Here is a 19,633-nt window from a genome sequence, read left to right on the forward strand (position 1 = left end):
AAGTATTGGACGGTGGTTTTGGCCGGGGCGTATAAATCCGTTCCATGAACACCCCCCAAGCAGCGTGCCCCATGTCCTCCGTCACCATCGAACGCATTGAAACCCGCCTCGTCGATCTGCCGACGATCCGCCCGCACAAGCTGTCGGTGGCCACGATGCACGGCCAGACGCTGATGCTCGTGAAGGTGTTCTGCAGCGACGGCGTGACGGGCCTCGGCGAAGGCACGACGATCGCAGGCATGGCCTACGGCCCGGAAAGCCCCGAAGCGATGAAGCTCGCGATCGATGCGTACCTCGCACCGGCGATCGTCGGCCGCGACGCGACGCGCGTCCAGACGCTGATGGCGTTCCTCGGCAAGCTCGCAAAGGTCAATCATTTCGCGAAGAGCGCGCTCGAAACCGCGCTGCTCGACGCGCACGGCAAGCGGCTCGGCGTGCCGGTCAGCGAATTGCTCGGCGGCCGCCGGCGCGATCGCCTGCCGGTCGCGTGGACGCTCGCGTCGGGCGATACGGCCACCGACATCGCCGAAGCCGAGCGGATGCTCGACCTGCGCCGCCACAACGTGTTCAAGCTGAAGATCGGCGCGAAGTCGCCGGAGACGGATATCCGGCACGTGGCCGAGATCAAGAAGGCCGTCGGCGATCGCGCATCGGTGCGCGTCGACGTGAACATGGCGTGGAGCGAAACGCAGGCCGCGCGCGCGATTCCGGCGCTGGCCGACGCCGGTTGCGAACTGGTCGAGCAGCCGGTGGCCTCGGCCGCAGCGCTGGCACGCCTGATGCGCCGCTTCCCGGTCGCGCTGATGGCCGATGAAATCCTGCAGGGCCCCGACAGCGCGTTCGAGATCGCGAAGCATCACGGCGCGGACGTGTTCGCGATCAAGATCGAACAGAGCGGCGGCCTCTTTGCCGCGCAGCGCGTGGCCGCGATCGCCGATGCCGCGGGCATCGAGCTGTACGGCGGCACGATGCTCGAAGGCGCGTTCAGCACGGTTGCATCCGCGCACCTGTTCGCGAGCTTCGCGAACCTGCAGTGGGGCACCGAACTGTTCGGGCCGCTGCTGATCACCGAAGAGATCCTGACGCAGCCGCTGGACTACAGCGACTTCGAACTGACCGTGCCGGACGGCCCCGGTCTCGGCATCGAGCTCGACGAAGACAAAGTTAGGCGTTTCACCCGCGACGGACTCACGAGAGTCGTGCGGTAGCCCGAGTCAGGCACAGCCGTCATTCCCCCCAAATACACGTGGAGACACCATCATGAGCGTCAAAGTTTTCGAAACCCGGGAAGTGCAGGACCTGCTGAAGGCCGCGTCGAACGCGGGCGCGGACAACACGAAGGGCGGCAACGCGCGTACGCAGCAGGTCGTGCTGCGCCTGCTTGGCGACCTGTTCAAGGCGATCGACGATCTCGACATCACGCCCGACGAAGTGTGGGCCGGCGTCAACTACCTGAACAAGCTCGGTCAGGATGGCGAAGCAGCGCTGCTCGCGGCCGGCCTCGGTCTCGAGAAGTACCTCGACATTCGCATGGACGCGGCCGACAAGGCCGTCGGCCTCGACGGTGGCACGCCGCGCACGATCGAGGGGCCGCTTTATGTGGCCGGCGCGCCGGTGCGCGACGGCGTGTCGAAGATCGACCTCGACGCGGACGAAGGTGCAGGCCCGCTCGTGATCCACGGCACGGTCACGGGCCTCGACGGCAAGCCGGTCGCGGGCGCACTGGTCGAATGCTGGCACGCGAACTCGAAGGGCTTCTATTCGCACTTCGACCCGACCGGCAAGCAGAGCGATTTCAACCTGCGCGGCGCGGTGAAGACGGGCGCTGACGGCAAGTACGAATTCCGCACGCTGATGCCGGTCGGCTATGGCTGCCCGCCGCAGGGCGCGACGCAGCAACTGCTGGACGGTCTCGGCCGCCACGGCAACCGTCCCGCGCATGTGCACTTCTTCGTCGACAGCAACGATCACCGCAAGCTGACGACACAGTTCAACATCGACGGCGATCCGCTGATCTGGGATGACTTCGCGTATGCAACGCGCGAGGAACTGATTCCGCCGGTGGTCGCGAAGACCGGCGGCACGGCGCTCGGCATGAAGGCCGATGCGTATCAGGACATCGAGTTCAACTTCGTGCTGACGCCGCTGATGCAGGGCAAGGACAACCAGATCGTCCACCGCCCACGCGCAGCCGCGACGGCGTAACCGCCTGGCGGCGCGGCGCGTATGCGCCGCCGCCGGCCGGGTTCCCGCGAGATTCAACCGAAACCGATGCGAGCGTGCTTGCAGGACGCGGCACGCGCATGGGAGGAGCCAACATGTCCGCCACGATCGACCAAGCCAACGAACTGGATCACCTGCTCGCCACCGCCGTGCAGGATGACAAGGAGGCCGGCGTATTCCGCTGCCGCCGCGACATCTTCACGAACGAGGAGCTGTACGAGCTCGAGATGAAGCACATCTTCGAGAGCAACTGGGTGTACCTGGCGCACGAAAGCCAGATCCCGGCCAACAACGACTACTACACGACGTGGATCGGCCGCCAGCCGATCGTGATCACGCGCGACAAGACCGGCGAACTGCACGCGGTCATCAATGCCTGCGCGCACAAGGGCGCGATGCTGTGCCGCCGCAAGCACGGCAACAAGGGCAGCTTCACGTGCCCGTTCCACGGCTGGACCTTCTCGAACACCGGCAAGCTGTTGAAGGTGAAGGACGAGAAGACGACCGAGTATCCGGTGCAGTTCAACACGCACGGCTCGCACGACCTGAAGAAGGTCGCGCGCTTCGAGAACTATCGCGGCTTCCTGTTCGGCAGCCTCAGCGAGGACGTGCTGCCGCTCGAGGACTATCTCGGCGAAGCGCGCGTGATCATCGACCAGATCGTCGACCAGGCGCCGAACGGGCTCGAAGTGCTGCGCGGCAACTCGTCCTACATCTACGAAGGCAACTGGAAGATGCAGATGGAAAACGGCTGCGACGGCTACCACGTCAGCACCGTGCACTGGAACTACGCGGCGACGATGGGCCGCCGCAAGGAAGACGGCACCAAGGCCGTCGACGCGAACAGCTGGAGCAAGTCGGTCGCGGGCGTGTACGGGTTCGACAACGGTCACATCCTGCTGTGGACGCAGACGATGAACCCGGAAGTGCGGCCGGTGTATCAGCACCGTGAAGAGATCAAGGCGCGCGTCGGCGACGTGCAGGCCGATTTCATCGTGAACCAGACGCGCAACCTCTGCGTGTATCCGAACGTGTTCCTGATGGACCAGTTCAGCACGCAGATTCGCGTGGTGCGGCCGCTCGGCGTCGACAAGACCGAAGTCACGATCTTCTGCTTCGCGCCGAAGGGCGAGAGCGAAACCGACCGCACGGTCCGCATCCGCCAGTACGAGGATTTCTTCAACGTGACGGGCATGGGCACCGCAGACGATCTCGAGGAGTTCCGCGCGTGCCAGGCCGGTTATGCGGGCATCACGGCGATGTGGAACGACCTGTCGCGCGGCGCGCCCCTGTGGGTCGACGGGCCGGACGACAACGCGAAGAGGATGGGGCTGAACCCGCGCATCTCGGGCGAGCGCAGCGAGGACGAAGGGCTGTTCGTGTGTCAGCACGAACACTGGGTGCATGTGATGCGCGATGCGCTGAAGAAGGAACGCGGGGAGGTGGCGGCATGAGCTTCGATTACCGGACCATTTGCGCGGCGCTGTATCGCGAAGCGCGCCTGCTCGACGATCGCCAGTGGGACGAGTGGCTGACCTGCTATGCGGAAGACGTCACCTACTGGATGCCCGCGTGGGACGACGACGACCGGCCGACCGACGATCACCAGAGCCAGATCTCGCTGATGTACTACCCGGACCGCGGCGGCCTCGAGGATCGCGTGTTCCGGATCAAGACCGAGCGCAGCGGCGCGTCGACGCCCGAGCCGCGTACCAGCCACAACGTGACGAATGTCGAGGTGCTGGCCGAGCGCGATGACGAAGTGGACGTGCGCTACAACTTTCACACGCTGAACCACCGATACCGCGTGACCGATCACTTCTTCGGCACGATGTTCGTCACGTTGCGCCGAACAGGCGATGCGCTGCTGATCTCGCACAAGAAGATCGTGCTGAAGAACGACTATATCCGGCAGGTGCTCGACGTCTATCACGTCTGACACCCGTTGCCTTGTCATGAAAAGAAGTGGAGGTGACACCATGTCCAGTTACAAGATTGCACTGAATTTCGAGGACGGGGTAACCCGCTTCATCGATTGCAAGGCCGGCGAGAAGGTGCTCGACGCCGCCTTCCGCGCGAAGATCAACCTGCCGATGGATTGCTCCGACGGCGTGTGCGGCACCTGCAAGTGCCGCGCCGAAAGCGGCAGCTACGACCTCGGCGACGACTACATCGACGATGCGCTCACCGAGGATGAAAAGGACGGCGGCCTCGTGCTGACGTGCCAGATGGTGCCGCAAAGCGATTGCGTGATCGCGGTGCCGACTTCGTCGGTCGCGTGCAAGACCGGCCAGAGCGGCTTTGCCGCGACGGTCACGAAGGTGGAGCAGCACAACGATGCGGCCGTCGTGCTCGAGCTCGATGTCGGCACGGCCGCGCCCGTGTTCCTGCCGGGCCAGTACGTGAACATCGACGTGCCCGCGAGCGGCCAGCATCGTTCCTATTCGTTCTCGTCGGCGCCAGCCGACGCGAAGGTCAGCTTCCTGATCAAGAAGATTCCCGGCGGCGTGATGAGTACGTGGCTCGAATCGGCGCAGCCGGGCGACACGCTGGAACTGCACGGCCCGCTCGGCAGCTTCTACCTGCGCGACGTGCAGCGGCCGCTGCTGTTCCTGGCCGGCGGCACGGGTCTCGCGCCGTTCCTGTCGATGCTCGAAGTGCTGGCGCGCAGCGGCTCGCAGCAGAAGGTGCATCTGATCTACGGCGTGACGCGCGATCTCGACCTCGTGCTGGTCGATGCGATCGAAGCGTATGCGGCGAAACTGCCGAACTTCAGTTTCGCGACGGTCATCGCGGATGCCGCGTCGGACCATCCGCGCAAGGGCTGGGTCACGCAGCACATCCCGTCCGATGCGCTGAACGACGGCGACGTCGACGTGTACCTGTGCGGGCCGCCGCCGATGGTCGACGCGGTGCGCAAGTATTTCGACGACGAAGGCGTGAAGCCGAACAGCTTCCACTACGAGAAGTTCACCCCCAACGTCACGGCAAAGGCGGCATGACCATGCAACGATTCTCCGGCAAGGTCGTCGTCGTCACCGGCGCGGCGCAGGGTATCGGCCGAGGCGTCGCGCTGCGTGCGGCGGCCGAGGGCGGCAAGGTGCTGTTCGTCGATCGCGCGGATTTCGTCGCCGAGGTGGCGGCCGAGGCGACCGGCGGCGAGACGGCAGGCTTCGTCGCCGATCTCGAAACCTACGAAGGCGCGCACGCGGCGATGGCGTACGCGGTGCAGACGTTCGGCGGTATTGACATCCTGATCAACGGCGTCGGCGGCGCGATCCGTATGCGCCCGTTCGCCGAATTCGAGCCGGCCCAGATCGACGCGGAGATCCGCCGTTCGCTGATGCCGACGCTCTATACCTGCCACGCGGTGCTGCCGCACCTGCTCGCGCGCGGCGGCGGCACGATCGTCAACATCTCGTCGAACGCGACACGCGGGATTCGCCGCGTGCCGTACTCGGCGGCGAAAGGCGGCGTCAACGCGCTGACGTCGGCACTCGCGATGGAATACGCGGAGCACAACATCCGCGTCGTGGCCACCGCGCCGGGCGGCACCAGTGCGCCGCCGCGTCGCGTGCCGCGCAATGCGGCCGGCGACAGCGCACAGGAACAGGCGTGGATGGGCGAGGCCGTGCGGCAGGTGACCGACTCGACGTACTTCAAGCGCTACGGCAGCCTCGACGAGCAGATCGCGCCGATCCTGTTCCTCGCGTCCGACGAGGCCAGCTACATCACCGGCACGGTGCTGCCGGTCGCGGGCGGCGATACGGGTTGAGCGGCGCGCCGCCTGCCTTCGTTCATCGACAGCCTTCATCGACAACCAGACGGCCGGCGCCACGACGCCGGTCACGGAGACATCCATGCGTGATCGCAAAGCCATCGTTCCGGCCGGAATGGAAGCGGTGTACGAGAAAATCGGCTACGCGCCGGGCCTGCGGGTCGGCGACACGCTGTACGTATCCGGCCAGATCGGTCGCGATGCGGCGATGCAACTGGTCGAAGGGCGCGAAGCACAGATCGTGCAGGCGTTCGAGAACCTGAAGCAGGTGCTGGAGGCGGCCGGCGCGTCGTTCAACGACGTGGTCGACCTGACGACCTTCCATACCGACATGCGCGACCTGCCGCTGTTCATGCAGGTACGCGACCGCTACCTCGACGCCCATCCGAAGCCGGCATGGACGGCGGTCGGTGCGCACATGCTGGGCGGCTCGCCCGGTTACATCGTCGAGATCAAGGCGGTGGCCGTGCTGCGGGACTGACCGCGACGTTGCATCACGGTCCGGCTTCCGAGCGGTCCTGCGAGGCCGGAGGCAGGTACGCCATGCCGTGTTCGTCGTACAGGTCGTAGATGAGCCGCAGCATGCGTTCGATGTCGTCGGATTCGTCGAGCATGCGCATGCTCATGATGATCGGCGACACGAGCCGCGCGTCGTCCAGTTCCTGGTAGGACACGTCGTCACGCTTCAGCCCGTACACGCTCTTCGGCACGATCGACACCCCTTCGCCGGCCGCGACGAGACCGAGCGCAACCTGCAGCTCGCGCGTCTCCAGCACGCGTGCGGGCTTGATCGCGCGGTCATGGAACGCGGCGAGCACCTGGTCCGCATAACTCGGGCGCGGCGCGTTCGGAAACACGATCAGCGTGTCGCCGAGCAGGTCGTGCAGCGACAGCGGCGCGTTCGTTGCGCACAGCCGGTGGCCGAGCGGCAGCGCCGCGATCATCGGCTCCTCACGCAGCACGACGCGGCGCACGCTCGGATCGTTGAGGCGAATGCGCCCGAAGCCCACGTCGATGCGGCCTTCCTTGAGCGCCTTGATCTGATCCATCGTCGACATCTCGTGCAGGCTCAGCTCGACTTCCGCATGCAGCTGGCGATAGCGGCGAATCACTTTCGGCAGCATCCCGTACAGCGTCGAGCCGACGAAGCCGACCGAAAGACTGCGCTCGATCTTGCCGACGCGCCGCGTCATCGATTCGAGTTCGGCTGTTTGAGCGAGCAACTGCACCGCGTGCTGGTGAAAGAAGCGGCCGGTCTCGGTGAGCTTCAGCGGGCGTGATTCGCGCTCGAACAGCAACGCGCCGAGCAACTGTTCCAGTTGCTGGATCTGCCGGCTCAACGGCGGCTGAGCGATGTGAAGCCTTTGTGCGGCGCGTGTGAAGCTGCGCTCTTCCGCGACAGCGACGAAATAGCGCAAATGGCGTAGCTCCATGTTCGTTGCCGTCGAGTGGGGAGGGGGATGAGGGCGCGAGGCGCGAATGGGTTATGTCGATTCTAAGGCAGGGAGGCGACGGCGTGACTGGAATTTCGTAAAAATTAGTTCGGTTTGCAGATCGATTTTTAATGCATGACTGCAATCGATGCACCAAAGGAGGGCGGCATGGCGATGCATACCTCGCAGATATGAACCGATACCCATTCGGTGTTGGACTGGTCATTTTGCGGTCGCTACTATCGCCGCAAACAGGTTGCAAAGCCGAACGGAACAATGCAACAAGGAGACGCCCCCCGATCACATCCCCTTTGGCCGGAAGCCCGCGGCGAGTCGAGCGAAAGCGCGTCGATGCTCGACTGTCACCACGCGATGATCCGGCTCGGTCATTTTTTTCGAAATACCCGGTTACTGATCAGTAATCCAAATCAACAAGAAATACCCATATCAACATTTGGAGACGGAATGAGATTTCAGCATCTCGTAGGCGGAGCTTTGCTTGGATTCACGACGGCTGGTTTTGCGCAAAGCAGCGTGACGCTGTACGGCGTCATCGATACGGGCGTCGAGTATGTGTCGCACGCCAACGCGGAAGGCAAGGGCATCGTCCGGATGCCGTCCGTCACCGGTGAACTGCCGTCGCGGTGGGGGCTGCGCGGGTCGGAGGATCTCGGCGGCGGCTACAAGGCCGTGTTCGCGCTGGAGAGCGGCTTTAACGTCGGCAGCGGCACGATGGGGCAAGGCGGTCGGCTGTTCGGCCGGCAAAGCTGGGTGGGGATCGAAAGCCCGTACGGCACGCTGTCGTTCGGCCGCCAGTACACGATGACGTATTACGCGGTGCTCGATTCCGACCTGCTCGGCCCGAACATCTATGGCTTGCCGTCCCTCGACGCGTATATCCCGAACGGGCGCGCCGACAACGCGGTGGCATGGCGCGGCAAGTTCGGCGGCCTGACGGCCGGCGCGATGTATTCGTTCGGCCGCGATTCGGCCGGGACCGGCAACTCGCCGGGGCAAGGCACATGCGCGGGGCCGACGCCCGGCGAAACGACCGTGTGCCGGCTGTGGTCGGCGATGCTCAAATACGATTCGACGTCGTTCGGCGCGGCCGCTTCGTATGAAGAGCAACGCGGCGGCGGCGCGACGGCGGCCGCGAACTTCTTCGACGGCGTCAAGCCGATGCCGCTGACGTCGAACGGCGACAAGGACGATCGCGCGCAGGTCAACGGCTACGTCAACGCGTTCGGCGTGAAGATCGGCGGCGGCTGGATCGGCCGCTGGGTCGACACCGATTCGTCGGGCGGTCCGAACGTGCATTCGAACCTGTTCTACCTCACCGCGAACTACTACGTGACGCCGGCCTTCCTCGTCGACGGCGGCGTCTATCACGTCAACGTATCGGGCCAGGATGCGCGCGCGACGCTCGGCGCGTTGCGCGGCACCTACTTCCTGTCGAAGCAGACGGCCGTCTATCTGCAAGGCGCGTACCTCGCCAACAGCGCGCATGCCGCGTTCACGATCAGCGCGGGTGGGGGCGGCACGACGCCCGCACCGGGGCAAAACCAGGTTGGCGTGATGGCCGGCATCCGGCACATGTTCTGAGCCGATCGCTTTCATCAACGCAAATAACTCGAGAGAAGACGGAGGGGCAATATGAATTCGACGACAAGCGGCAACGGCAGTCGCCGTGCATGGCGTGTGGGTGCGTTGGCGGTCGCGTCCGCGCTAGGCACGCTGGCGTTGTCCGGCTGTAACGATCACGACGTGGAGGCGTCGGGAAGCGGCACGACGTCCGTCGCGCTGGAATGTAACGACTCGATGAAGGCGCGCTTCGCGCCGGACGCGAACACCTCGGTGATCGCCGTGAAGTCGTTCAAGGCCGGCGATCCGCTGGTGCTGACGGCATCGGCTGCCACGTCCGCGACACCGGTGGCCGGCAGCGACCTGTGTCTCGTCAAGCTGAACGTGGGCCCCGGTCACGCGGGGCCGGCAGGCGCGCCGTCGACGTCGGCCGGCATCGGCATGGAGATCTGGCTGCCTGCGCCGGCGAACTGGAATCACCGGATCCACAATCTCGGCGGTGGCGGCTGGCAAGGCGGCGCGTATGACGACCCGACGCAGGTCGCGAGCGCCGGCGGCGTGCCGGGCGCGGCGACGATCGCGGCCGCCGAGGGCGCGGTGGTCGGCACGACGGATACGGGGCATGCCGTCCCGAACGGTTCGTTCGCGATGAATCCGGACGGCACGATCAACACGGCGCTGTGGAACGACTTCGCGCAGCGCAGCCTGCACGAACTGGCGCTCAAGACGAAGGCGCTGGTCGCCGCGTACTACGCGACGCCGCAGAAGTATGCGTACTGGGACGGCTGTTCGACGGGCGGCCGGCAGGGTTACAACGAGGTGCAGAACAACCCGTCCGACTACGACGGCTACCTGAATGGCGCGCCTGCCTTCAACTGGTCGAAGTTCATCACGGGCGAACTGTATCCGCAGGTCGTCGCGCAAAGCGATTTCGGCGGCGCGACGCTGACCGATGCGCAGCAGTCGCTGCTGTCGGGGGCGGCGGTCAGCGCGTGCGATTCGGTGGGCGGCCAGCATCTCGGTTACCTGATGGACCCGGCCCAGTGTCGTTACGATCCGACCCAGGACGCGACCGTGCTGTGCTCGGGCGTGAAGATCGGCGCCGTCACCGGCACGAATACGACGGCCGCGTGCGTGACGGCCGCCCAGGCGACGGCCATGAACAAGACCTGGTACGGGATGACGCGCGACGGTTCGGTGCCGAGCCCCGCGGCCGACATCGGCACGGCCACGTCGCTCGCCAGCAACCAGCTGTGGTTCGGCCTCATGCGCGGCACGCTGACCGGTGCGCTGGCCGGCGCGTCGCCGTTCAGCATCTCGACCGACCTGGTCGCGCTGGAGCTGCAGGATCCGACGATCGCGGGCACGAACTTCACGAACGCGACCGGGAACGGCGCGAACAAGTGGAAGAGCCTGGGTTATGCCGGTCTCGCGAACGCCTACGACCAGGGGATCGCGCTGCAGCCGTCGTTCGGCAACATCAATACCGACAACCCGGACCTGTCGGGGCTCGTGAAGAGCGGTGCGAAGGTGCTGCATTACCACGGCCTGGCCGATCCGCTGATCACGCCGTCGGGCAGCATCAACTACTACGAACGCGTGGCGAGCCGGATGGGCGGCATTCCCGCCGTGCAGCAGTTCGACCGGCTGTTCCTGGTTCCGGGCATGGGGCATTGCAGCGGCTATGGCGGTGTCAACGGCACGGCCGGCCCGGCGCAAACGGCCGATACGCTGCCGCTGCCGCATGCCGACCGCCAGGACCTGTACGCGCAGCTGGTCAACTGGGTCGAGAACGGCAACGCGCCTGCCAGCATCAAGCTGACGTCGGCGGACGGCAGCGCGAGCCAGCCCGTCTGCATGTATCCGACGAAGGCGACGTACAACGGTTCGGGGTCGATCAAGGACGCGGCGAACTATTCGTGCAAGTAACGGCGGGCGACCGGATGCGCGCGGCGGAGCAGGCCGTGCGCATCCGCATTCCTGGCTGGCATCCATTTCGTGTCCTGCCATCCCTGCGGGCCAGCGGTGCCGTCAAAGTCATGCGGGATGAGAGTACGCTGATCGGGTCGTGCATCGACGAAGCCGGGTGCGTGGCCGCCGTGCGTCGGTGCAACCTGTGTCGCATTGGAACGACGACGGGTGTCCGGACGCGGCATGCGGATTGCTGCATGGCCCGCTCACCCGGCGGCCGTTGCCGGCGCTGTGTCGACAGCCGAACGACATGCATCCGGCGCGCACGGCTGTCGCCCTGACAGCCACGCAGCGTTTCATCCGGAGAAAACCGATGACCGAACGCCAGCCCCCCGATACGACCGCTCCGCACGCGGAGCCCAGTGCGCACGACGCGCTCGAACACCTGCTCGGCAGCCTGCACCGGCACGGCTTCCTGCATTTCGCCAACGAGGTCGTCAGCGCGAACGCGCGGCTGGCCGACACGTTTGTCGACGCGCTCGACAAGCCGGGCATGCAAAGCGGGATGCAGAATCTCGCCGTTCTGCTCACAGCGCTGTCGCGCATTCCGCCCGAACAGTTCGGCAAGGCCGTGTTCGCGGCCGCCGACGCGCTGCATCATGTCGGCGCGTGGCAGCCGTCGCAGCACGAACACGTCGCGCCCGGCGTGCGCGGGGCTTACCGGCTGCTGCACGACGAAGCACTGTGGGATGCGCTGACGCCGTTGCTCGAGGGCCTGAAGGTGTTCGCACAAGGTCTCGCGCGCGATCCTCAGCCGCCCGTTACCGCGCCGGACGAGAAGACGACGGGTACGTAATCCGAAGCACCGCACGTCGGCACACGCGCGGCGTCATTCCCACGCGTGCTTGCTGAACTGATAGCCCTTGGAGCGGATCGTCTTGATCCGTTTCGGCTCGGTCGCGTCGTCGCACAACTTGCGGCGCAGCTTCGAGATGCGGCCGTCGATCGAGCGATCGAGGCCGTCGAACGCGATGCCGCGCAGCAGCAACGTCAGGTCTGCGCGGCTGACCACTTCGCCGGCGCGGCACGCAAGGGCCCAAAGCAGGTCGAATTCGGTCGACGTCAGGCGCGGTACGCTGCCGTCGGGAAGGTGGACGCGGCGATCCGCGCGGTCGATCGAGAACTTGCCGAAGGTGAACCGCTGCGGCGAATCCGGCACGCAGTCGGCCGGCTGCGGGCGTACTCGCCGCAACTGCGCCTTGATCCGCGCGAGCAGGATGCGCGGCTCGACCGGCTTGCGAAGAAAGTCATCGGCGCCCAGTTCCAGGCCGAGCAGCTCGTCGAACGGCTCGTCGCGGGCCGTGACCATGATGACGACGCCGTCGTATTGCGTGCGTGCCGCGCGGCAAATCTCGAAGCCGTCCTTGCCCGGCAGGTTGATGTCGAGCAGCACCACGTCGGGGCGGGTCGCGACGATCGTCGCGGCGGCGCTGGCGCCGTCGAACAGCGTGTCCACCTGGTAATGATGCTTGCGCAGATAGTCGGCAATCAGCGCGGACAGAGGGACGTCGTCTTCGACGAGGAGGATTCGGATGGGCATCGCTGAACGAGGGGGTAAAACGGGAAAGTGGCGAGCGGTCAGGCCCAGTCCGAACGCGCGGTAGCCGACGCGACGTGCATGTTACTGCGCAACATTCCGACGGAATGTGACGAAATCTGATTCGTTCGGTGAGCGTATCGATGTGGAAATCGCAGCTGGCTGGCGGAGCAGTGAATGGCTGGCGACTCGGCGGCGTGCGTCCGGTCGAAACGGTTCGGCGCGATATCCGGCGCGGGGCCGGCGCGGATGCACGATCAGGCATCCTTCAGACGAAAACGTTTGCGGAAATCCGTTGCACCGAACGTCGCCCGCATGGGCGGAACCGAGGCCAGGCAAGGTTACTCGACATATCATTACAAAATATTACCAACATCGCCGAGTATCCGTCCCTACAATTGCAGCACCTGCCACGTGCTGCATGATGGACCGCGATTCGTTGGTGTCCCGGCCGTATTACGCGCTGGCGCTCGCCGGGCAGGCAAGCGGGCTGCGTGTCATTGACGGGGAATGAAATGACGCCGTTGCAAGTCGTCCAGCGTCTCGATGCGCTCACGAACGCGATCGAAATCGCGGTGGCGCGGGCCGACTGGAGCGAGGCCGTTCAGGCCGCTGACGCGCGTTTGAAGTTCGTGATTGCGCTTGCGCCCGAACCACCCGACGAGGTGCTGGCGGCGCTCAGGCGCATGCAGGAGATCGACGTCCGGATCTCCGCGGTCGCACGCGACACGTTGCAGGTGCGCGTTGCCGAAAGCCGGGTTGCGTTGCACGAAACCCGCGCGGCGATGAACGCGCTGAAGGCGAAACAGCAGCCGCTCGGGGTGGGCGCTGCAGCATCGCGCCGTGCTGCCCGCACGGGCATCCGATCCAATTCCCGCCCTGCAACACGAAGCTGATATTCGCTTCCTTCGGGAGTGGCATGAGATTCAGAAAACGCACCAGCTATGTCAATGCAACACGGTGGTTCGCCGAGGGCGATCATGACCGGGTGGAGAGCCGTCACGGCAACTGGGCCGTCGCGACGCCCGAAGGCTGGCGCTCGGTGAAGCCGGGCGACTGGATCCTGCTCGATGAATGCGGAAACTGCTGGCCGATGGACAACAGCCTCTTCAAGCATTTCTACGAACCGGCAGCGGAGTGACCCGGCCGCCGGGTCGACGCGGTGCCCGCGCCTATCGGCTTTTACGCGAGAACAGCAACGAATCGGCGTCGTTGAAGCGGATGCGTTCCGGCTCGCCATAACCGGCCTTCTCCGCCACGCGGATCGACGCGACATTCGTCGGTGCGATCAGGCACACGCTGCGCTCGAACCGCTGCTGCCCGTCGAGCCACGCCAGCGCGGCCGCAAGCGCCTCGGTTGCGTAGCCCTTGCCGTGCGCCCAGGTCGCGAGCGCCCAGCCGGCTTCCGGCACGCCGCGCACCGACGGCTCGATGTTCCGGTGGAAATCCGCGAAGCCGAGATCGCCGACATAACGACCCGATGCCTTCTCGCGAATCGCCCAGTAGCCGTAGCCGAGCAGCGGCCACAGGCCGCGATACGCGAGCATGCGCATCCACGAATCGCGCGGCGCGGACGGCTCGCCGTTGAAGATGTGCGCGACAACAGCCGGTTCCGCCCACATCGTGGCGAGCGCGTCGAAGTCGCCGAGCGGATGGCCTTCGAGGACGAGACGGGGCGTGTCGAGAACGGGCGGGGAAGAGACAGGCGGCATCGAGGTTTCCGGAACAGAGTTGAACAGAACAGCCAGACCGTCAAAGCGCGGAAATCATATCAAAACCCCTGAACGACGGTGGCGGCATGACGATCGGATCCCGCTTCCCGCGCGATAATCGTAATCTCGTGCGGCATGTGCCGCACGACCGGCTCGCCTTCACCACTCAACATGACGCTCGAATCCGACTGGCTCAGCCGCTTGATGGCGCTCGTCACGGTCACGGGGAAGCTCGAGATCCGCTGCGCGTTCGGCGCGCCGTGGGCGATCGCGTACGAGCGCTCGCCCGCGTGCGAGATTCCGTATCACGTCGTGCTGCGCGGCCGCGCGATCCTCGAGAATCCCGATGACGGCGCCGTGCACGAACTCGGCAGCGGCGACATCGTGCTGTTTCCGCACGGCTCGCCGCACGTGCTGCACGACGGCAGCGGGCTGCCGCCGGTGCCGGCCTTCAAGCGGCCGGGCGGTCACGTCCTCATCGGCGAGAACGCGGGCACCGGCGAGCGGCTCGACATGCTGTGCGGCCGTTTCGTGGTGGCGCCGCCGCACGACCGGCTGATCCGGCGCCACTTGCCGCCGGATCTCGTCGTGCGTGCGGCGGCGGACAGCCGAATGCCCGATGCGCTGGCCGTCACCGCCCGGCTGACGGCACTCGTGGAGTTGATGCGTGCCGAGTCGCTCGAACAGCAGCTCGGCGGCCTCGCGATCCTGAATGCGTTGTCGGCGGCGCTGTTCGCGCTCGCGCTGCGCGCAATCAGTGAAACGGGCCAGGCGCCGACCGGCCTGCTTGCGCTGGCCGGCCATCCGCGCCTCGCGCCCGCGATCGTCGCGATGCTCGACGAGCCCGCGCGGCCGTGGACGCTGCCCGAGCTGGCCGGGTTGTGCAGCATGTCGCGCGCGACCTTCATGCGTCATTTCCAGTCGAAGCTCGGGCATTCGGCAGCCGACCTGTTGACCGATATCCGGATGAGTCTTGCCGCGAACGCACTACGCCAGCCGTCGACCAGCGCCGAGGCCGTGGCGTCCGAGGTCGGCTATCAGTCGGTGGCTGCGTTTCGGCGCGTGTTTACGCGCTGGGCGGGCATGACGCCGGGCGACTGGCGGCGCCAGTCGATGGGTGAACTGCGCGATGCGGCGACGCCGGTCGACGACGAGACCGACGCGGAGTAGGCCCGCTGCGGGCAGCGCCTGCCGCGAGCATCGGATTACCCGTTGCGCGTGCGGCATGCCGCATGAAACAAGGACAGGGAGAAGCAGGACATGGATCGACTCACGGCAATGGAAACCTACGTTAGCGTCGTGGAGGCGGGTTCGTTCTCGGCGGCCGCGAAGCGGATGAATCTCGGACAGCCGGCGATCTCGAAGTCGATCGCGCAGCTCGAGGAGCGGCTCGGCGTGCGTCTGTTGCTGCGTTCGACGCGCGGGCTGACGACGACCGACGCCGGCCAACGTTTCTATGAACACGCGAAGGTGGCGATCCGCGAGGCCGACCGGGCCGAGCACGTCGTGCGCGATGCGTCCGCGAGCCTGTCCGGCAAGCTGCGCGTGAGCGCGGCCGTCAGCTTCACGTGCCTGCACGTGCTGCCGAAACTCGACACGTTCCTGAGCCGTCATCCCGATCTGGAGATCGACCTCGGGCTCGACGATCGCAACATCGACCTGCTCGAAGAGGGCACCGACGTCGCGCTGCGAATGGGCACGCTGATCGATTCGTCGATGATCGCGCGCCGCATTGCGCGCAGCCCGCGGCTCGTCGTCGGCACACCGGCGTATTTCGAGCGGGCCGGTGTCCCGCAATCGCCGGCTGATCTCGCCGGTCACCAGGCGATCGTGTATGCGCAACGCGGCGGCGGCGAAGCGTGGTCGTTTAGCCGCAACGGTGCCGAGGTCGCGGTGGCCGTGTCCGGGCGCCTGCGCGTGAGCGCGGCCGAAGGGATGCGGACCGCCGTGATCGGCGGCATGGGGCTGGCGGTCGCGTCGCGCTGGATGTTCTCGCCCGAGCTCGCGTCCGGTGCCGTTCAGGCGGTGCTGACCGACTGGGCGCTGCCGCCGGTCGACCTGTGGGCGGTGTTTCCGGCCGGCCGCCTGGTCACCGCGCGCGCTCGTGCGTTCATCGAATTCGTCGAGCAGGCGCTGGCGGAAGGCGAGCCCGCACCGGCGCCGTGAAGGCTGCCGCTACGGCCGGCACGAGCGCGCCGCTGCTGCTCAGAACGGCGCTTTGCCGATCGACGCGCCGCCGTCGACGTAGAGCGTTTGCCCCGTCATGAAGCCGGCGTCGTCCGACAGCAGGAACGCGATCGTCGCCGCGATCTCGTCGGGCTGGCCGAAGCGGCCCATCGGCACGGCGGCGAGATAGCGCCGTTCGCCTTCGCTGCCGGGCGCGTTGTTCGCGCGGAACAGTTCCGTTTCGGTCGGCCCGGGCGCCACCGCGTTCACGGTGATGCCGGTGCCCGCGAGTTCCAGCGCCCACGATCGCGAGAAGCTCATGAGCGCGGCTTTCGCGGCAGCATACGCGGTGCGCTGCACGATGCCGAGCACGGTCAGGCTCGACAGGTTGACGATCCGCCCCCAGCCGCGCTCACGCATGCCGGGCAGCAGCGCCTGCACGGTCTGGATGGCCGGATGCAGGTTCAGCGCGAGCACGTCGTCGAGGTCGCCGAGCGTCACGTCGTCGACGGACTGCGCACGCACGAGGCCGACGTTGTTCACGACGCCGTCGATCGCGTGCCGCTGCACGAGCGCGTGCAGCGCGGCGTCGGTCGCGTGGCGGTTGGCGAGATCGACGCGCACGAGTTCACCCGGGAATGGCGCGTCGTCACGCGCGAGGCCGATGACGCGATGGCCGGTGCGCACGAGCCGTTCGGACAACGCGCGCCCGATTCCCCTGGTTGCGCCGGTGACGAGAAAGGTACGTGAAGTCATGAAGGATTCCAAACGAAAAGCATCGGAACGCGTGCCGTGCCGCGCACGGCGGCGCGGCGCATCGCGTCACGCGTGCATGGCCTTGTCGATGACCGGGAACATGTCCGACGGATCGGGGCGATGCGTGTAGTCGGGATTGACTTCCGAATACAGCACGATGCCGTCCTGTCCGATCACGTAGCGTGCCGGCATCGGCAGCGTCCAGCCCGGATCGTTGTTGAAGGCGGGCAGGTCGTTCTTCAGTGCCTTGTACAGGTCGACCAGATAGTCGGGCAGGTTGAAGCGCAAACCGAACGCGGCGCCCGTCTCGCCGTTCACGTCGCCGAGCACCGGGAAGTCGAGATGGTTCGTACGCACCGATTTGCGGCTGTTCACGGCCGTTTGCGGCGAGATCGCAACCACGTTCGCGCCAAGCGCGTTGAGCTGCGGCAGCGCTTCGTTCAGCGCCTGCAGTTCGAGGTTGCAATACGGGCACCAGACGCCGCGATAGAACGTGACGACCAGCGGCCCCTTCGCGAGCAACTCGGTCGACGACACCTCGTTGCCGTCCTGGTCCCTCAGGCGGAACGTCGGCGCGCGGTCGCCGGCCTTGATCGCACGGGCGGCCTGGCCGCTCGCGATCAGCTCGGCCGTCGCGCGTTCCATGATCGGGTGGATTTCCGGCGGCGCGTAATACGGCGGCTTGCCGGCCTTGAAGTCGGCCTTGAATGCGTCGAGTTTGTCCTGGAGCGACATGGCGAATCTCCTGTGCGTGGATGGAAGTCCGTTAGCTGGGCGGCGAGCGAGCGGCTCGTCGTGGAACCCATCTTCGGAGAAGCGCGGCCGCGCCGGTAGCGGGCGCGGACTCATAACTTCCATTCCCGGCGGGAATGGCAACGGCGCATCCCGTGCCGCGGCTGTCATCAATGCGACGCGCCCGTCACGGCGGCAAGGCCGGCGGCGGGCGCGATCGCGGCAGCGGCGCTTACTTCACGGGCGGAAAATCGACCACCGTATCGTTGATGCGGTTGAACGTGTTGGTGAAGATCGTCAGCGCGATCGCAAGCGAGATTTCCGCGAGTTGCGCGTCGGTGTAGCCGGCTTCGCGGATCGCCGCGAATTCGTCGCCGGTGATCGTGCCGCTGGTCCGTTGCAGCGTCAGCACGAAGCGGATCAGTGCGTCGCGCTTCGCATCGCCAGTGTTCGGCTCGGCCGAGCGGATCGTGCGCAGTGCGTCGGGCGAGAGCCCGGTCATCTTGCCGAGCAGGCTGTGCGCGGCGACGCAGTAGTCACACCCGGTGTTGGCGCTGACCAGCAGCTTGATCGTCTCGAGGTCCTGCTTGCTCAGCGTGCCGCCGGCGAGCACGCCTTCGCCGTTGAGCACGGCGGCGAGCACGCCAGGCGCGAGATGGCCGACGGCGGCGAACAGGTTCGGGACGGTGCCGCCGGCGACCTTGCGGACCTGGGCGTACACGTCGGCAGTGGCGCCGGTGGCGGATTCGATGGCGGGGATGGCGATGCGGCTCATGACTGGCTCCTTGATCGGAAAGTGGAGGCCCGTTGGTTCGGGGTGACTCCACTTTAGAAGCGCAGGCTGATCCTTATAAGGCTTGAAGTCGCCAAAAAGATGCTCGAAAGTATCAATCGAAAATCGATCGCCTCCGACGCCACGACCGTCCGCCCGCGGGCGGCCTACTTCCGGCTTTTCAGAAACGTCCGCCCTTCGGCCGTGATCGACGCGCCGGAGCGGCCGTGCACGGGGTGGCTGACGAAGCCGGCGCTGACGAGCTCCCGCGCGATCGACCAGCCGAGTGCCGGCGCATCGCGTCCGTAGCGGACGTCGGCGAGGCGTTCGAGCGCCCAGATGGCGGAGGCGGACAGGTTGGGGGTGTTGGACATGTCGGTATCGCTCATCGCTTCCTCGGGGAGTGGAGATTCGGGGTGGGCGGCGCAATGCCGCGAGACGGTCGGCGCACGCATCAGCGCGCCTGAAGCAACGGCAGCAGCGCGTGAAGCGCAGCTTCTTCGTCGGGCCCGGTGGCCAGCACCTGGGCCGACGTGCCGCCGTGTACCTGCAGCGACGCAATGGCGGCGCTGTCCTTCGCGTTCCCGCTGAGCCCGTTCGCGATCAGCTGGATGTCGCTGTCGAAGCGGCGCGCTGCGTCGGCGGTTGCGTCGCGGGCGGCGGCGCCGCGGTTGCGGTTCCATGCGGGGCCGATCTGAACGTACACAACGGTTGCCACGATGCTGGAAATCCTCCGGACGGGGGCGGGATCGGTGTGCGGCGCGGGGCCGGCCACGCACCGCGCGAAATGCGGTGCCGGAACGCGTGCCGCGTGCGCCGGCGGGCCGGGCCCTCGCGGTTTCCCGCGGCGGCGCGGCGCACGATCCGGTGTGAACATGCCGGCAACCTCGGTAAAGCTGCCTTCAAGTTCGCTGAATGTCGCGAAGTCGAGGATTATAATGCATCAGTCAGAACATGTGTATTGCATTATAA

Annotated in this window: 22 protein-coding genes; 14 read left to right on the forward strand and 8 right to left on the reverse strand. The window is 66.3% G+C overall.

The features are described from left to right. Positions 1 to 71 precede the first annotated feature (71 nt). The 7 genes from KEC55_RS32480 (at position 72) to KEC55_RS32510 (ending at position 6,482) form a co-directional block, all read left to right on the forward strand. Positions 72 to 1,208: a muconate/chloromuconate family cycloisomerase gene (locus tag KEC55_RS32480; protein WP_282512857.1), complete on the forward strand. Its 1,137-nt coding sequence runs from the start codon at positions 72 to 74 to the stop codon at positions 1,206 to 1,208. Positions 1,209 to 1,260: 52 nt separating this feature from the next. Continuing rightward, positions 1,261 to 2,205, forward strand: a complete 945-nt coding sequence (gene catA / locus KEC55_RS32485) for a catechol 1,2-dioxygenase (protein ID WP_282512859.1) — start codon at positions 1,261 to 1,263, stop codon at positions 2,203 to 2,205. A 113-nt stretch (positions 2,206 to 2,318) separates the two neighbouring features. Continuing rightward, on the forward strand, positions 2,319 to 3,677 hold the full coding sequence (locus tag KEC55_RS32490) for a Rieske 2Fe-2S domain-containing protein (RefSeq protein ID WP_282512861.1): 1,359 nt from the start codon (positions 2,319 to 2,321) through the stop codon (positions 3,675 to 3,677). Continuing rightward, positions 3,674 to 4,162, forward strand: coding sequence for a benzoate 1,2-dioxygenase small subunit (gene benB / locus KEC55_RS32495; protein ID WP_282512863.1), 489 nt, complete (start codon positions 3,674 to 3,676; stop codon positions 4,160 to 4,162). The genes KEC55_RS32490 and benB overlap by 4 nt, the downstream gene beginning before the upstream one ends. A gap of 40 nt (positions 4,163 to 4,202) precedes the next feature. Beyond that, complete coding sequence (benC, locus tag KEC55_RS32500) at positions 4,203 to 5,225, forward strand: benzoate 1,2-dioxygenase electron transfer component BenC (protein WP_282512865.1); 1,023 nt, start codon at positions 4,203 to 4,205, stop codon at positions 5,223 to 5,225. Next, on the forward strand, positions 5,222 to 5,998 hold the full coding sequence (benD, locus tag KEC55_RS32505) for a benzoate diol dehydrogenase BenD (protein WP_282512867.1): 777 nt from the start codon (positions 5,222 to 5,224) through the stop codon (positions 5,996 to 5,998). Before benC ends, benD begins: the two co-directional genes overlap by 4 nt. An 85-nt stretch (positions 5,999 to 6,083) precedes the next feature. Then, positions 6,084 to 6,482: a RidA family protein gene (locus KEC55_RS32510; RefSeq protein ID WP_282512869.1), complete on the forward strand. Its 399-nt coding sequence runs from the start codon at positions 6,084 to 6,086 to the stop codon at positions 6,480 to 6,482. A 13-nt stretch (positions 6,483 to 6,495) separates the two neighbouring features. Here KEC55_RS32510 and KEC55_RS32515 read toward each other — a convergent pair whose 3' ends face one another. Beyond that, positions 6,496 to 7,434: a LysR family transcriptional regulator gene (locus KEC55_RS32515; protein WP_282512870.1), complete on the reverse strand. Its 939-nt coding sequence runs from the start codon at positions 7,432 to 7,434 to the stop codon at positions 6,496 to 6,498. A gap of 465 nt (positions 7,435 to 7,899) precedes the next feature. Here KEC55_RS32515 and KEC55_RS32520 point away from each other — a divergent pair, with 465 nt between their 5' ends. The 3 genes from KEC55_RS32520 (at position 7,900) to KEC55_RS32530 (ending at position 11,782) form a co-directional block, all read left to right on the forward strand. Next, positions 7,900 to 9,036, forward strand: coding sequence for a porin (locus KEC55_RS32520; RefSeq protein WP_282512872.1), 1,137 nt, complete (start codon positions 7,900 to 7,902; stop codon positions 9,034 to 9,036). Positions 9,037 to 9,087: 51 nt separating this feature from the next. Further along, positions 9,088 to 10,944: a tannase/feruloyl esterase family alpha/beta hydrolase gene (locus KEC55_RS32525; protein ID WP_282512874.1), complete on the forward strand. Its 1,857-nt coding sequence runs from the start codon at positions 9,088 to 9,090 to the stop codon at positions 10,942 to 10,944. Positions 10,945 to 11,299: 355 nt separating this feature from the next. Beyond that, positions 11,300 to 11,782, forward strand: a complete 483-nt coding sequence (locus KEC55_RS32530; protein ID WP_282512875.1) for a DUF1641 domain-containing protein — start codon at positions 11,300 to 11,302, stop codon at positions 11,780 to 11,782. 33 nt (positions 11,783 to 11,815) lie between these two features. On the opposite strand, the gene KEC55_RS32535 is transcribed toward KEC55_RS32530, so the two are convergent. Then, positions 11,816 to 12,526: a response regulator gene (locus KEC55_RS32535; RefSeq protein WP_282512877.1), complete on the reverse strand. Its 711-nt coding sequence runs from the start codon at positions 12,524 to 12,526 to the stop codon at positions 11,816 to 11,818. Positions 12,527 to 13,038: 512 nt separating this feature from the next. Between KEC55_RS32535 and KEC55_RS32540 the strand changes: the two genes are divergently transcribed. Together KEC55_RS32540 and KEC55_RS32545 are read left to right on the forward strand one after the other, a co-directional pair. Next, positions 13,039 to 13,419, forward strand: a complete 381-nt coding sequence (locus KEC55_RS32540; RefSeq protein WP_282512879.1) for a hypothetical protein — start codon at positions 13,039 to 13,041, stop codon at positions 13,417 to 13,419. 23 nt (positions 13,420 to 13,442) lie between these two features. Then, on the forward strand, positions 13,443 to 13,664 hold the full coding sequence (locus KEC55_RS32545) for a hypothetical protein (RefSeq protein WP_282512881.1): 222 nt from the start codon (positions 13,443 to 13,445) through the stop codon (positions 13,662 to 13,664). Positions 13,665 to 13,695: 31 nt separating this feature from the next. On the opposite strand, the gene KEC55_RS32550 is transcribed toward KEC55_RS32545, so the two are convergent. Next, positions 13,696 to 14,235, reverse strand: coding sequence for a GNAT family N-acetyltransferase (locus tag KEC55_RS32550; RefSeq protein ID WP_282512883.1), 540 nt, complete (start codon positions 14,233 to 14,235; stop codon positions 13,696 to 13,698). Between the two features lie 171 nt (positions 14,236 to 14,406). Here KEC55_RS32550 and KEC55_RS32555 point away from each other — a divergent pair, with 171 nt between their 5' ends. Continuing rightward, positions 14,407 to 15,405, forward strand: coding sequence for an AraC family transcriptional regulator (locus KEC55_RS32555; protein ID WP_282512885.1), 999 nt, complete (start codon positions 14,407 to 14,409; stop codon positions 15,403 to 15,405). 90 nt (positions 15,406 to 15,495) lie between these two features. Continuing rightward, positions 15,496 to 16,401 (forward strand): LysR family transcriptional regulator, encoded by a 906-nt coding sequence (locus KEC55_RS32560; RefSeq protein ID WP_282512887.1) that lies wholly within the window; start codon positions 15,496 to 15,498, stop codon positions 16,399 to 16,401. Between the two features lie 39 nt (positions 16,402 to 16,440). Here KEC55_RS32560 and KEC55_RS32565 read toward each other — a convergent pair whose 3' ends face one another. The 5 genes from KEC55_RS32565 to KEC55_RS32585 form a co-directional block, all read right to left on the reverse strand. Continuing rightward, entirely contained in the window at positions 16,441 to 17,157 is a 717-nt protein-coding gene (locus tag KEC55_RS32565; protein ID WP_282512889.1) for an SDR family oxidoreductase, read from the reverse strand. Between the two features lie 66 nt (positions 17,158 to 17,223). Beyond that, on the reverse strand, positions 17,224 to 17,892 hold the full coding sequence (locus KEC55_RS32570; protein WP_282512891.1) for a peroxiredoxin-like family protein: 669 nt from the start codon (positions 17,890 to 17,892) through the stop codon (positions 17,224 to 17,226). Between the two features lie 229 nt (positions 17,893 to 18,121). Continuing rightward, a complete protein-coding gene (locus tag KEC55_RS32575; protein ID WP_282512893.1) occupies positions 18,122 to 18,664 on the reverse strand; it encodes a carboxymuconolactone decarboxylase family protein in 543 nt (180 codons plus the stop codon). Between the two features lie 164 nt (positions 18,665 to 18,828). Further along, positions 18,829 to 19,050 (reverse strand): hypothetical protein, encoded by a 222-nt coding sequence (locus KEC55_RS32580; protein WP_034190041.1) that lies wholly within the window; start codon positions 19,048 to 19,050, stop codon positions 18,829 to 18,831. A gap of 65 nt (positions 19,051 to 19,115) precedes the next feature. Next, on the reverse strand, positions 19,116 to 19,379 hold the full coding sequence (locus KEC55_RS32585) for an HPr family phosphocarrier protein (RefSeq protein ID WP_282512895.1): 264 nt from the start codon (positions 19,377 to 19,379) through the stop codon (positions 19,116 to 19,118). Between the last annotated feature and the right edge of the window lie 254 nt (positions 19,380 to 19,633).

The sequence above is a fragment of the Burkholderia cepacia genome, assembly GCF_029962485.1.
Lineage (GTDB): Bacteria > Pseudomonadota > Gammaproteobacteria > Burkholderiales > Burkholderiaceae > Burkholderia.

Excerpts from the sequence above, each read along its gene's own strand:
- KEC55_RS32480 (WP_282512857.1), top strand. The coding sequence starts at position 72 with ATGTCCTCCGTCACCATCGAACGCATTGAAACCCGCCTCGTCGATCTG.
- catA (WP_282512859.1), top strand. The coding sequence starts at position 1,261 with ATGAGCGTCAAAGTTTTCGAAACCCGGGAAGTGCAGGACCTGCTGAAG.
- KEC55_RS32490 (WP_282512861.1), top strand. The coding sequence starts at position 2,319 with ATGTCCGCCACGATCGACCAAGCCAACGAACTGGATCACCTGCTCGCC.
- benB (WP_282512863.1), top strand. The coding sequence starts at position 3,674 with ATGAGCTTCGATTACCGGACCATTTGCGCGGCGCTGTATCGCGAAGCG.
- benC (WP_282512865.1), top strand. The coding sequence starts at position 4,203 with ATGTCCAGTTACAAGATTGCACTGAATTTCGAGGACGGGGTAACCCGC.
- benD (WP_282512867.1), top strand. The coding sequence starts at position 5,222 with ATGACCATGCAACGATTCTCCGGCAAGGTCGTCGTCGTCACCGGCGCG.
- KEC55_RS32510 (WP_282512869.1), top strand. The coding sequence starts at position 6,084 with ATGCGTGATCGCAAAGCCATCGTTCCGGCCGGAATGGAAGCGGTGTAC.
- KEC55_RS32515 (WP_282512870.1), bottom strand. The coding sequence starts at position 7,434 with ATGGAGCTACGCCATTTGCGCTATTTCGTCGCTGTCGCGGAAGAGCGC.
- KEC55_RS32520 (WP_282512872.1), top strand. The coding sequence starts at position 7,900 with ATGAGATTTCAGCATCTCGTAGGCGGAGCTTTGCTTGGATTCACGACG.
- KEC55_RS32525 (WP_282512874.1), top strand. The coding sequence starts at position 9,088 with ATGAATTCGACGACAAGCGGCAACGGCAGTCGCCGTGCATGGCGTGTG.
- KEC55_RS32530 (WP_282512875.1), top strand. The coding sequence starts at position 11,300 with ATGACCGAACGCCAGCCCCCCGATACGACCGCTCCGCACGCGGAGCCC.
- KEC55_RS32535 (WP_282512877.1), bottom strand. The coding sequence starts at position 12,526 with ATGCCCATCCGAATCCTCCTCGTCGAAGACGACGTCCCTCTGTCCGCG.
- KEC55_RS32540 (WP_282512879.1), top strand. The coding sequence starts at position 13,039 with ATGACGCCGTTGCAAGTCGTCCAGCGTCTCGATGCGCTCACGAACGCG.
- KEC55_RS32545 (WP_282512881.1), top strand. The coding sequence starts at position 13,443 with ATGAGATTCAGAAAACGCACCAGCTATGTCAATGCAACACGGTGGTTC.
- KEC55_RS32550 (WP_282512883.1), bottom strand. The coding sequence starts at position 14,235 with ATGCCGCCTGTCTCTTCCCCGCCCGTTCTCGACACGCCCCGTCTCGTC.
- KEC55_RS32555 (WP_282512885.1), top strand. The coding sequence starts at position 14,407 with ATGACGCTCGAATCCGACTGGCTCAGCCGCTTGATGGCGCTCGTCACG.
- KEC55_RS32560 (WP_282512887.1), top strand. The coding sequence starts at position 15,496 with ATGGATCGACTCACGGCAATGGAAACCTACGTTAGCGTCGTGGAGGCG.
- KEC55_RS32565 (WP_282512889.1), bottom strand. The coding sequence starts at position 17,157 with ATGACTTCACGTACCTTTCTCGTCACCGGCGCAACCAGGGGAATCGGG.
- KEC55_RS32570 (WP_282512891.1), bottom strand. The coding sequence starts at position 17,892 with ATGTCGCTCCAGGACAAACTCGACGCATTCAAGGCCGACTTCAAGGCC.
- KEC55_RS32575 (WP_282512893.1), bottom strand. The coding sequence starts at position 18,664 with ATGAGCCGCATCGCCATCCCCGCCATCGAATCCGCCACCGGCGCCACT.
- KEC55_RS32580 (WP_034190041.1), bottom strand. The coding sequence starts at position 19,050 with ATGAGCGATACCGACATGTCCAACACCCCCAACCTGTCCGCCTCCGCC.